Source organism: Streptomyces sp. NPDC088910, from assembly GCF_044749865.1.
GTDB lineage: Bacteria > Actinomycetota > Actinomycetes > Streptomycetales > Streptomycetaceae > Actinacidiphila.
In genome coordinates this window covers 1-11,398 of the sequence record NZ_JBIVIV010000023.1, presented here as the reverse complement: position 1 = coordinate 11,398, position 11,398 = coordinate 1, and the positions used below count along the sequence as shown (strand labels likewise).

Genomic DNA, 11,398 nt, shown 5'->3' with positions numbered 1-11,398 from the left:
GAGGACCGTGTACGGCTCAGCCCGCGCGGACGATGTTCTCCGCCTGCGGACCCTTCTGGCCCTGGGTGACGTCGAAGGTGACGGGCTCGCCTTCGGTCAGCTCCCGGTATCCGTTGCCCTGGATGTTGGAGTAGTGGGCGAAGACATCGGGGCCTCCGCCTTCCTGGGCGATGAACCCGAAGCCCTTCTCGGAGTTGAACCACTTCACCGTGCCGTTGGCCATGCGTGTGAGTCCTCTGCGTCTGTGGTCTGCACCGGTCGCGGAACCTGGTGGATCCGTGGCCTGTGGACGCCCGCCTACGGGCACCCGCAGCCGTACGTACCCCATCGCGGCGCGCCGCATGCACGCCGATCGCGCGGATGACCGCGGAGGGCGAACATGCGCCGCGCCGCGGCCGGAAACCGGCCCTCGACCGACCCGTCATCCGGAGCAACACTGACCCGTCCGGGGGTGGGCGGTCGCACCGGCCGGGCACGCTCGTGGGATGCTGGGTCGGGATCCGATCTTGACGAGGGAACGCGGCGGCACGATGAGAACGGCACGGAGGATCCGCCACAGGGTCTGGGACCGCTACTCGGCCTCCGACCCCGGCCTGCTGCGGCTGATGGCGGGACTGCGGACGGTCGGCTCGATCGGTCTCGCCCTGCTGATCCTGTCCCTGCTGCACATCTCCGTGACCCATATGGTCGCGGGCGCCATGGCCGCCATGGTCTCCACCTTCGCCATCCGCGAGAAGCGGGTACGCGACCAGGCCGTCACCCTCGCCCTCGGGCTGCCCACCGCCTTCGCCTCGGTGTCGCTCGGCGCACTGCTCAACCCGCACATCGTCATCGGCGACCTCGCCTTCATCCTGCTGATCTTCGGCGCCGCCTACGCCCGCCGCTTCGGCGAACGCGGCACCGCGCTCGGCATGATCGGCTTCCAGATCTACTTCCTCTCCCTGTTCGTCCACGCCACCGGCGCCGGTCTGCCGTCGCTCTACCTCTCGTTGGCCGTCGCCTTCGCGTGCAGCGCCGTCATGCGCTTCGCGCTCGTCCCCGAGACCCCGGAACGCACCCTGGGGCGGCTGCGCCAGGCGTTCCGGGCCAGAACCGCCCAGCTCGTCGCCACCCAGATCGACCTCCTCGAAGCCGACTCCGACCGGCTGGAGAGCGTCATCGGCGACCTGCGCAAGGACGTCGCCCGGCTGCACGAGGCCGCCCTGATGATCCAGAGCGCGCTGGAGGTGGGCACCGACGACGAGGCCACCGCCGCTCTGCTGCAACGCCGGGTCGCGGACGCCGAGATCGCCGTCGAACGCCTCGGCCTGCTGCTGCTCACCGCCCGCAGCGCCGAACGCGCCGACACCCTGACGCTCCACCTGCCGAACGCGCCGCTGCCCGCACCCGCGCGCCGCACCGACGACGAGGACGACGCGCTGCGCAAGCTGCGCGCCGAGCTGCGGGCGCTGCACCTGCTGGTGACCCGGCTGGGCACCGACGACCCCGGCACCGCCGTCACCCAGGTGCGCAACCGCCTGCTGGCCTACCGCGACGACGAGAATCTGCCGCGCGCCTCGCTCGCCGTCCAGGACGCCTTCCGCGGCATCGGCGAGGCCGCGCGCGCCGTCCTCGGCCTGCGGCTGGCGCTCGACGGGCCGGGCGACGAGTCCGACGACACACCCGAGACGATCCGCTCCCGCGAGGAGTTCGAGGCCGAGGACCTGGCGCTGGCGGGGGAGGGCGAGAGCGAGCAGGACCGTACCGGCCTCAAGCGCCGCACGACCCGCGCCGCCGTCCAGGTCTCCGCGGGGTCCGCGCTGGCCATCCTCGGCGGCGAGTTCCTGTCCACGCAGCGCTGGTACTGGGCGGTCCTGACCTGCTGGGTGGTCTTCCTCAACACCTCCTCGACCGGCGAGATCCTGGTCAAGGGCTACCGGCGGCTGATCGGCACGGTGTGCGGCGTGGTGGCCGGTGTGCTGCTCGCCGGGGCCGTCGGCAACCACACCTGGACGGCGTTCACCCTCGTCCTGGTGCTGATCTTCGCGATGTTCTTCACCGCCCCGGTGTCGTACGCGCTGATGTCGTTCTTCGTCACCGCGATGCTCGGCCTGCTCTACAGCCTGCTGCACACGTACAGCGTCTCGGTGCTCGTACTGCGCATCGAGGAGACCGCGCTCGGCGCCGCCTGCGGGGTCATCGCGGCCGTGCTGATCTTCCCGGTCCGCACCGATCTGCGCACCGACGAGCAACTGGTCACCGTCCTGGCCAAGCTCCGCGACGTGGCCACCGCCGCCGTCGCCCAGCTCAGCGGCGGCCCGGCCGTCGACCTGCTGGACCTGGCCCGCGAACTGGACACCGCGCTGGACGACCTGCGCCGCTCCACCCACCCGCTGACCCACCCGATCACCCCGCTGCGGGGCCGCAGGCGCACCGCCCGCTATCTGGTCGCCCTGCTGGAGACCTGCGCCTACCACGCGCGCTCGCTCGCGGCGACCGCCGAACTGGTCCCGTACAGCAAGAGCATCGCCGCCGACCCCCGGCTGACGGCCGTCGGCGTACGCCTGGAGCACAACCTCGACGTGCTCATCGCCCATGTGGAGGAGATCAAGGACGACAAGGGCGGGAAGGGCAGGGCCAAGGACGGTACGACGGCAGCGGACGGGACGGCGCAGGGCGCGATCCGGACCGAGCCCAGCATCGCCTCCATGCTGGAGGGCACCGGCTCCGCCGTACCGCGCTCGGGCTCCGTCACCTTCCGCGTGCTGCGCCACCTCCAGCGGCTGGACGAGGGCGTGGCGGGCCTGGCCCGGCCACTCGGCGTCACGGTCGAGACGCCGGCCGGCAGGACCGGCAGCCGCCGGGCGGCCTGAATCGGTCGCGCGTGAGCCTTGGCAGCCAGGGCCCGGTGGTACGGGGCTCACGCTCCCGCACCACCGGGCCTCGGCGCCGCCGCGGTCAGTTCAGGGCGAACTTCTGCGCGGCCGTGCCGTTGCAGTCGTGGATCCGCAGGCGGGCGCCGTTGGCGGTGGCGCCGTCCGGGGAGTCCAGGCAGCGCCCGGACTGGGGATTGAGCAGCGATCCGTCGGACCGCTGGACCCACACCTGGCCGCCCACCGCGGTGTCGCAGTCGTACAGCTCCACCAACGAGTCCTGCGCGGTGGCGTTGCCCGCGATGTCCAGGCAGCGGCCGAGCGTGGTGAGCCGGTTCGTGGACGTGTGCACCCAGTGCTGGTCGCGGGCGTAGGACTGGCAGTCCCACAACTGCGCCGCGGACAGATTGCCGCCGATGTCGTCGCCCGTGATGTCCAGGCACTTCGCGCCGGGCCCGGCGATCATCGATCCGCCGTTGACGGTGAAGACCTGGGCGGCCGTGCCGTTGCAGTCGTGGATCTGGAGGCGGGTGCCGTTGGCGGTCGCGCCGTCGGTGGCGTCCAGGCAGCGGCCGGACTGCGGGTTGAACAGCGAGCCGTCGGCCCGCTGCACCCACTTCTGCCCGCCGACCCCGTTGCAGTCCCAGAGTTCGACCTGCGTGTTGTTCGCGGTGCCGTTGCCGTTGATGTCCATGCAGCGGCCCAGGGTCCGCAGCGAACTGTCGGGCTCGTGCACCCAGTGCTGATCTGCGGCGCCGCTCTGGCAGTCCCAGAGCTGGACGGCGACGCCCTTGTTCGCGACGTCGTCCCCGGTCACGTCCACGCACTTCCCGCCGGGCGCGGCGACCGTCGCCGGAGCGACCCCGGCCGTGTCGCCCGCGTAGCCGGCCGCCACCACGTTCGCCTGTACGGCGTTGTCCGCCGCGTCGGTGGGATAGCCGGAGGTCATGACGCCCTCGAAGAACGACCCGACCGCGCGGTTGCTGTTGTCGCCGCCGGTGCCGAGCACGATGGAGCCCTCCTGCCTCATCGGCGCGTAGCCCGGTGGCAGCGCGCCGTTCCACCAGGTCGTGAGCCCGCCGGACTGCGAATTCCCGCCCTTGAGAGCGAAGGACGTCTGGCCGTTGTTCTTCAGCACGGCCGTGACGAAGGGGCTCGCATTGCCGCCGTTGACGCTGTGGGCGTTGGTGTCCGCCTGGAAGATGCCGTTCTCCAGGTCGGCCTGCACCCACGGACCGTCGCCGGAACAGGGGCTGCACGCGCGGGCCAACGACATGTTGAGCGCGTCCATGTGACCGGCGCCCGTGTCGTTCGGGATCGCCTCGACATTGCCGAAGTCGAAGCAGCAGTCGCGGTTGACATGGGTGCCGCTGGTCACCATGTATATCCCCTCGGCCTGCCCGTTGACGGCGACACCCGAGCCGACGGCATGGCGGTACCCGACGCCCGGCGGCACATAGACGCCGTAGACGGAGTGCCCCGCCACCGTGACGTGCAGCGCGTTCGCCAGGGCGCCGACATCGGCGGCCCCGGCGGTGCCCGAACCCTCGATGGTCAGGTCGTTGTGGCGCGGCGACTGGTCGTAGATCTTGGTGATGACGCACACCGCGCCGTTGCAGAAGGCGTTCTGCGCACCGGCGTTCGCGTAGCCGCCGGTCCCGGTCGGCCCGATGTCGAGGGCGGCGTCGTCCCGCACGCGGGTGACCTGGTATAGGCCGCCGTTGTACGAGCCGTACAGCGCCCTGACCGTACTGAAGGCGCCCACGCAGGGGGTGCCCGCGTTGCCGTAGATGTCGCACGGCTGGTTCGCGGCGGCGTGCGCGGGACCGGTGACGCCGACCAGCAGGCCGAGGGTCAGGGTCAAGGTCGCGCCCAGGGCGAGCAGGACGCCGCGTAAGCGCCTCAACAGGTGGCGTGCGGATGGTCGGTGGTCGCGAGCGGTCGTCGTCGAAGCGGTCATCGTCGACCTTTCTCCGTGGGGGGATGGCACGGAACACGGTGAGAGATGCGAACTGCTCATACGATTCAGCGACTTCGAAGCTAGAGGCGTCTCGTAGTGCCCGTCAACCCTCGGAACCTGCGGTCATAAGCCCGGACAATCTTGTCCCGAAGGCTTGACGAGCGGTTCGGCGTGACTTAGCGTCCGAGGCGCTGAATCGTTAGAGCAACCCTTGGCGCACCACATCCGGCCGGTATCTTCCCGACGGTGGTTGCCTGCTTCAGGCGGTGGCTTCTTGCTGAGAGGGGTGCCATATGGCGTCGGCGGACAAGCGCGCCACCGTCACGCTCAAGGACGTCGCGACGGCGGTCGGGATCTCGCAGAGCGCCGCCTCGATGGCGCTGTCGAACCATCCGCGGATCAGCGAGACGACCAAGGAGGCGGTACGGGCCGCCTCGGCCAAGCTCGGCTACGTCCCGAACTCCGCGGGGCGGGCGCTGCGGGCGGGCCGTTCGACCTCCATCGCGGTCGTCGTGCCCAACACCGGTCAGCACGTCTTCGGCCACCCCTACTTCATGCACCTGCTGGTGGGGGTGACCGCGGAGGCCAACACCCGCGACGCCGCGCTCATGGTGTCGACCAACCCCGACGAGACCCACGGCGTCGCGGCGTACGAGCGGGTGCTGCGCTCGCAGGCCGCGTCAGGTGCGATCGTCGCCTCGGCCTCGATCAGCGACCCCAACGTCAACCGCATGGTGGACTCCGCGCTGCCGGTGGTCCTCATCGGGCGGTTCGTCCACCTGCCGCACGCGGTGAGCGTCGGGGTGGACGAGATCGCGGGCGCCGCGGCCATCACCCGCCACCTGGTGGAGGACCACGGGCTGACCCGTATCGCCCACATCAGCGGACCGCTCAACCACCAGACCGCGGTGGACCGTTACGAGGGCTTCCGCACCGCGCTCGCCGATTCGGGACGGCCCTGCACCCACACCCTGGCCGTCGGCGACTTCAGCGAGGAATCCGGCAGGCTCGCCGCACGGCAGGTGCTGGACAGCATGTCCGACGTCCAGGCGATCTTCGCCGCCAACGACGAGATGGCCTACGGCGCGATGCTGGAGATCCGCTCCCGCGGGCTGCGCATACCGCAGGACATCGCGCTCGCCGGATACGACGACTTCGGCGTCTCCCGGCTCACCACGCCGGGGATCACCACCGTCCACGTCCCCGCCGAATCGCTCGGCCAGAAGGCCGCGGCCATCCTCTTCGACCTGGTGGACGGGACCGCACCCGACCCGGTCCACACCGTGCTGCCGTTCGACCTCGTGATCCGGGAGTCCTGCGGAAGCCACCCCGGCTGACCGACCGCCCCGCCCAGCCACCGGCGACGGCCGAAGGCCAACGCCGTACCCAACACCCCCGCCCGGACGGGCGGTTCACGCCCAGGACCGGCGGTACGCGCCCGGTGACGGGTGGTTCACACCCGCACGCGGCTGACGCACGCCCGCGGACGGGTGATTGACGCCCGGAGACGGGCGGTGCGCGCCCCCGGACGGGCGGTGCGCAGAAGGAGACAGCCACATCGACCCTCCGACCCCGCAGCGACGGGGCACCGAACGGAATGGAACGATCGGTATGTACGTAAGATTCGGGAGAACGGCCGCGGCACTCGCCGCCGCCACCACGGTCTCACTCCTCCTCGCCGGCTGCGGCGACAACGGCGCGGGCGGCGGTACCTCCGGCGGCGTGGTCAAGCTGACCATGCTCACCGGTTTCACCGGCCCCGACGCCCCCTCGTACCAGGCGCTGATCAAGGAGTTCAACGCCGGCCACCCCAAGATCCAGGTCACGATGACGGCCGAACCCTGGGCCACCATCGGTCAGAAGCTGCCCGCCTCCTGGGCCACCGGCCAGGGCCCCGACCTGGCGACCCCCAGCTCCGACCCGGGCGCGATCTTCACCTACATCAAGACCAACTCGGTGCTGCCGCTCGACCCCGCGGTCGGCGCCGGCACCGGACAGATCGACTCCGCCGCCTTCCCCGCCGCCGTGAAGTCCGCCTTCACCGTCGACGGCAAGCTCTACGCGGTACCCGCCAACATGGCCACGCTCGTGCTCTATTACAACAAGGCGATGTTCGCCGCCGCGGGCATCAGCCGGCCGCCCGCCACCGAGGACGAGTTCATCGCCGACGCCAAGAAGCTCACCAAGGGATCGGGCGGCAAGCCCAGCCAGTACGGCCTCTCGCTCGCCGACAACAACACGATCCAGATGTGGCCGATCCTCCAGTGGATGAGCGGCGGCGACATCGTCGGCCCCGACAACTGCGCCGTCGTCAACAGCCCCGCCAGCGTCCAGGCGCTGACCCGCTGGAGCCGTCTGGTCAGCCAGGACCACATCAGCCCGGTCGGCCAGGCGGGCGCGGACGCCGACACGCTGTTCTCCGCCAAGAAGGCCGCGATGGAGATCAACGGCCCGTGGGCCGCCGCGGGCTTCACGTCCGCGGGCGTCGACCTCGGCATCGCCCAGGTCCCGGTCGGCTCCGCGGGCCCGGTGACACTGGCCTCGACGGTCCCGCTGATGATCGCCCGCACCTCCAAGCACCAGGCCGAGGCCAAGGAATTCCTCGCCTGGTACACCGGCAAGGCCGCCCAGACGCAGTTCTCGAAGGTCTCCGGCTTCCCGCCCGCCCGCACCGACCTCGGCGGCGCCGTCAAGGGCGATCCCACCGTCGCGCAGTTCGCCGCCGCGCTGCCGCACGCCAAGCTCTACCTCGCGGGCCAGCAGAACTCGACCCGCATCGACAGCGACGTCTACGTCCCGCTGATCCAGAAGATCGAACGCGGCGCCGACGTCCAGTCCGCCGCCGACTCGGCCGCCAAGGCGATCAATTCGCTCACCGGCTGCAAGAAGTAGCCCTCATGTCGAGCACACCCTTCCCCTCCGCCGGGAAGCCCGCACCCGTACGGCGGCGCAGGCCCCGTATCAACAGCGCCTATCTGTTCATCCTGCCGAGCGTCCTGCTCATCGGGGTGTTCATCGCGGAGCCGATCGTCCAGTCCGGCTGGATGAGCCTGCACGACTGGACCGTCGGCGAGGCCCGCCATAAATTCGTGGGTCGCGACAACTACACGGCGCTCTACCACGATTCGCGGTTCTGGAACGCGCTGCGCGTCACGGTGATCTACACCGCCGCCGTCTCCGTCGGACAAGTGCTGATCGCGCTGGCCATCGCCTCCCGGCTGCGCAGGACGACCTGGTATTCGGCGCTGCTGCGCACCGCGTATTTCTTCCCTTTCATCGCCTCGCTCGTGGTGAGCGGCATCGTCTGGAAATTCCTGCTCGACCCGCAGGTCGGCCTGGTCGACGCCTGGCTCTCCGGAGTCGGCGTCACGCCTCCCGAATGGCTGCAATCCACCTCGCTGGCGCTGCCCACCGTCATTGTCGTGGGCATCTGGAAGAACGTCGGATTCACCATGATCGTGCTGCTCGCCGGTATGCAGCAGATCCCGCCCGACCTGTACGAGGCGGCGGCGCTCGACGGCGCGGGCGCGTGGCAGCGATTCCGCCATGTGACCCTGCCCGCGCTGCGCCCGGCACTGCTGTTCACCACGCTGATCGCCACGGTCACCGGGCTGCAACTGTTCGACCTGGTCTTTTCCATGACCAGCGGAGGGCCGATCTTCCACACGGAATCCGTCGTGATGTACCTGTACCAGAAGGGTTTCGTGGAATTCCAGATGGGCTACGCCAGCGCCGTCGCCTGGATTCTCTTCGTGATCATCCTGGCGATCTCCGCACTCCAACTGCGTCTGTCGAGGTTCCGCGATGCCGACTGACACACTCCGGCCGCGCCCCGCCAAGGGCGGCGCGAGCCCGTACGGGAACGGCCCCCGGCCGACCGGGCCGGTACGCCTGTGGCCCGCGGCCAAGGTCGCCGTCCGGTACGGCGCCAGGTGCGGCACGGTCCTGTCCTGGGCGGCCGTCACCGTCGGCGCGGTCGCGATGATCATCCCGTTCGTCTGGATGCTCGGCGTCGCCTTCAGGACCAACGCCGACCTGTACGCCGACCCCGCCCGGCTGATCCCGCGGGACTGGACCCTGCACGGCGTCCGCGCGGTGCTCGGCCAACTCCCGTTCGGCAAGCTCGTGCTCAACACGTTCGTCTTCGCGGGCGGCACGACCGTGCTCCTCCTGCTGTTCGACTCGATGACCGCGTTCGCGCTGGCCAGGCTGCGCTTCCGGGGCAAGAACGTGGTGTTCCTGCTGATCCTGGCCACGCTGATGGTGCCTTTCCAGGTCACCCTCGTGCCGGTCTTCCTGACGCTGTTCCACCTCGGCTGGCTCAATTCGTACCAGGGCCTGATCATTCCCCGCGCGACCAGCGCGCTGGGCATCTTCCTGCTCCGCCAGTTCTTCATGCAGTTGCCGCGCGAACTGGACGACGCGGCCAGGATCGACGGGGCCAACGACTTCACGGTCTACTGGCGGATCATCCTGCCCAACGCCAAACCGGCCCTCGCCTCGCTGTTCATCATCCAGTTCGCCGCGCTGTGGAACGACTTCCTGTGGCCGCTGGTCGTGACGAACAACGTCGACATGCAGACGCTGCCCGCGGCCCTGACGCTGTTCTCCAGTCAGTCGGGTGTGGACCACGCCGCGCTCATGGCGGGCGCCGCGATCTCCCTGAGTCCCCTGGCCATCGCCTTCCTCGTCCTCCAGCGCTTCTTCGTGCAGGGCATCGCGACCACGGGAATCAAATAGCGCCGCCCGGCCGATTCCCCGCCGCCTTTCCGCGCCCGCGGCCGCCCCGCCATCCCCCCGCCACGCCGTACTGCTCCTTCCGCCCGCCCTATTTCCGCCATGCCCATTTCGCTGAGACATCACAGAGAAACCGGAGACCGGAGTGCTCACCTGCACCGCGACCATCGACCCCGCCTTCGTCATCGCCCCGGTTCCGCCGCGCCTGTTCGGCTCCTTCGTCGAACACATGGGCCGCTGCGTCTACGGAGGCATATACGAACCCGGCCACCCCGAGTCGGACGCCGACGGCCTGCGGCTCGACGTCATCAAGCTCACCCGCGAACTCGGCGTGAGCGCCGTCCGCTACCCCGGCGGCAACTTCGTGTCCGGCTACCGCTGGGAGGACGGCGTCGGCCCCCGCGACGAGCGCCAGGTCGCCCTCGACCTGGCCTGGCGCTCGCTCGAACCCAACACCTTCGGGCTCAACGAGTTCATGGCCTGGGCCAGACAGACCGACGTCGAACCGATCATGGCCGTCAACCTCGGCACCCGCGGCGTCGAGGACGCCTGCAATCTGCTCGAATACGCCAACTTCCCCGGCGGCACCCGCTACTCCGACCTGCGCATCGCCCACGGCGTCCGCGAACCGCACCGCATCAAGACCTGGTGCCTGGGCAACGAGATGGACGGCCCCTGGCAGGTCGGCCAGAAGACCGGCACCGAGTACGGCCGCCTGGCCGCCGAGACCGGGAAGGCCATGCGCCGGATCGACCCGTCCGTCGAACTCGTCGCCTGCGGCAGCTCCAACGAACGGATGCCGACCTTCGGCTCCTGGGAGGCCGATGTCCTGGACGAGGCGTACGACGTGGTCGACTACATCTCGCTGCACGCGTACTTCGAGCAGCACGGCGACGACCGCGTGGGCTTCCTCGCCTCCGCGCAGGTCATGGACACCTTCATCGAGGGGGTCGTCGCCACCTGCGACCACATCGCCGCCAAGAAGCGCTCCCGCCGCAAGCTCCAGCTCTCCTTCGACGAGTGGAATCTCTGGTACGAGAGCCGGTTCGAGGGCCAGGACAACCTCGAATGGGCCCGGGCGCCCCGGCTGATCGAGGACGAGTACACCGTCGAGGACGCCGTCGTCCTCGGCAACCTCCTGATGAGCCTGCTCCGGCACAGCGACCGGGTGACCATCGCCTGCCTCGCGCAGCTCGTCAACGTCATCGCGCCCATCCGCACCGAACCCGACACCGGGGCCTGGCGGCAGACCATCTTCTACCCCTTCGCCCTCACCGCCCGGCACGCCCGCGGCGAGGTCCTGCGCGTCGAGCCGGACTCACCCGTCCTGCACTCCACGACGCTCGGTGACGTCGCCGCCGTCGACGTCACCGCCACCCGCGACCCCGAGACCGGCGAGACGACGATCTTCGCCGTCAACCGGGACGACACCCAGGCGGCCACCTTGCGGCTGCGGATGGCCGGCGCCGAGCACGACGTGGTCGAACACGTCGTCCTCGGCGGCCAGGACCTGCTCGCCACGAATTCCAGGACGGCACCCGGCCGCGTCGAGCCGCGCTCCAGCACCCGGCACTTCGTGGACGCCAACGGTCTGTCCGCCGAGCTTCCGCCGGTCTCCTGGACGATGATCCGGACGGCGCCGATCACGAGCTGATCCACCGGACCCTCTGCCTCCTGCCCCGCGCCGCCCGTACCCCGGAGCCGTTTCGACCCGTAGGCCGGATATGCCGCGCGCGGGGGCCCCCGGGGGGGCCCCCCCCCCCCCCCCCCCCCCGGGGGGGGGGGGGGGGGGCCCCCCCCCCCCCCCCCCCCCCCCCCCGGGGGGGGGGCCCGGCCGCCCCAGGGGCCC

At 70.4% G+C, this 11,398-nt stretch carries 8 protein-coding genes; 6 read left to right on the top strand and 2 right to left on the bottom strand.

The annotated features are described in order from the left end of the window. Positions 1–16: 16 nt before the first annotated feature. Positions 17–223, bottom strand: coding sequence for a cold-shock protein (locus ACIP4Z_RS34530; protein ID WP_188280047.1), 207 nt, complete (start codon positions 221–223; stop codon positions 17–19). 307 nt (positions 224–530) lie between these two features. Here ACIP4Z_RS34530 and ACIP4Z_RS34525 point away from each other — a divergent pair, with 307 nt between their 5' ends. Beyond that, positions 531–2,852 carry an FUSC family protein gene (locus tag ACIP4Z_RS34525; RefSeq protein WP_401314453.1) on the top strand — a complete coding sequence of 774 codons (2,322 nt, stop codon included), beginning with the start codon at positions 531–533 and terminating at the stop codon, positions 2,850–2,852. A gap of 85 nt (positions 2,853–2,937) precedes the next feature. Here the strand turns inward: ACIP4Z_RS34525 and ACIP4Z_RS34520 are convergent, their stop codons facing one another. Next, positions 2,938–4,812 carry an arabinofuranosidase catalytic domain-containing protein gene (locus tag ACIP4Z_RS34520; protein ID WP_391052189.1) on the bottom strand — a complete coding sequence of 625 codons (1,875 nt, stop codon included), beginning with the start codon at positions 4,810–4,812 and terminating at the stop codon, positions 2,938–2,940. Positions 4,813–5,105: 293 nt separating this feature from the next. Here ACIP4Z_RS34520 and ACIP4Z_RS34515 point away from each other — a divergent pair, with 293 nt between their 5' ends. The 5 genes from ACIP4Z_RS34515 to ACIP4Z_RS34495 all read left to right on the top strand — a co-directional run bounded on the left by ACIP4Z_RS34515 (position 5,106) and on the right by ACIP4Z_RS34495 (position 11,203). Then, positions 5,106–6,149: a LacI family DNA-binding transcriptional regulator gene (locus ACIP4Z_RS34515; protein ID WP_355349695.1), complete on the top strand. Its 1,044-nt coding sequence runs from the start codon at positions 5,106–5,108 to the stop codon at positions 6,147–6,149. Between the two features lie 274 nt (positions 6,150–6,423). Continuing rightward, positions 6,424–7,704 (top strand): ABC transporter substrate-binding protein, encoded by a 1,281-nt coding sequence (locus ACIP4Z_RS34510; RefSeq protein WP_401314450.1) that lies wholly within the window; start codon positions 6,424–6,426, stop codon positions 7,702–7,704. Between the two features lie 5 nt (positions 7,705–7,709). Next, positions 7,710–8,627 carry a carbohydrate ABC transporter permease gene (locus tag ACIP4Z_RS34505; protein WP_401314448.1) on the top strand — a complete coding sequence of 306 codons (918 nt, stop codon included), beginning with the start codon at positions 7,710–7,712 and terminating at the stop codon, positions 8,625–8,627. Beyond that, the gene (locus ACIP4Z_RS34500) at positions 8,617–9,552 is read left to right on the top strand and encodes a carbohydrate ABC transporter permease (protein ID WP_401314446.1); all 936 of its coding nucleotides are present in this window, start codon (positions 8,617–8,619) and stop codon (positions 9,550–9,552) included. Before ACIP4Z_RS34505 ends, ACIP4Z_RS34500 begins: the two co-directional genes overlap by 11 nt. Positions 9,553–9,694: 142 nt before the next feature. Continuing rightward, positions 9,695–11,203, top strand: a complete 1,509-nt coding sequence (locus ACIP4Z_RS34495) for an alpha-L-arabinofuranosidase C-terminal domain-containing protein (RefSeq protein ID WP_391052198.1) — start codon at positions 9,695–9,697, stop codon at positions 11,201–11,203. Positions 11,204–11,398 lie beyond the last annotated feature (195 nt).

Bases quoted from the DNA above. Each gene is read 5' to 3' on its own strand.
- ACIP4Z_RS34530 (WP_188280047.1), bottom strand. From the start codon at position 223: ATGGCCAACGGCACGGTGAAGTGGTTCAACTCCGAGAAGGGCTTCGGG.
- ACIP4Z_RS34525 (WP_401314453.1), top strand. From the start codon at position 531: ATGAGAACGGCACGGAGGATCCGCCACAGGGTCTGGGACCGCTACTCG.
- ACIP4Z_RS34520 (WP_391052189.1), bottom strand. From the start codon at position 4,812: ATGACCGCTTCGACGACGACCGCTCGCGACCACCGACCATCCGCACGC.
- ACIP4Z_RS34515 (WP_355349695.1), top strand. From the start codon at position 5,106: ATGGCGTCGGCGGACAAGCGCGCCACCGTCACGCTCAAGGACGTCGCG.
- ACIP4Z_RS34510 (WP_401314450.1), top strand. From the start codon at position 6,424: ATGTACGTAAGATTCGGGAGAACGGCCGCGGCACTCGCCGCCGCCACC.
- ACIP4Z_RS34505 (WP_401314448.1), top strand. From the start codon at position 7,710: ATGTCGAGCACACCCTTCCCCTCCGCCGGGAAGCCCGCACCCGTACGG.
- ACIP4Z_RS34500 (WP_401314446.1), top strand. From the start codon at position 8,617: ATGCCGACTGACACACTCCGGCCGCGCCCCGCCAAGGGCGGCGCGAGC.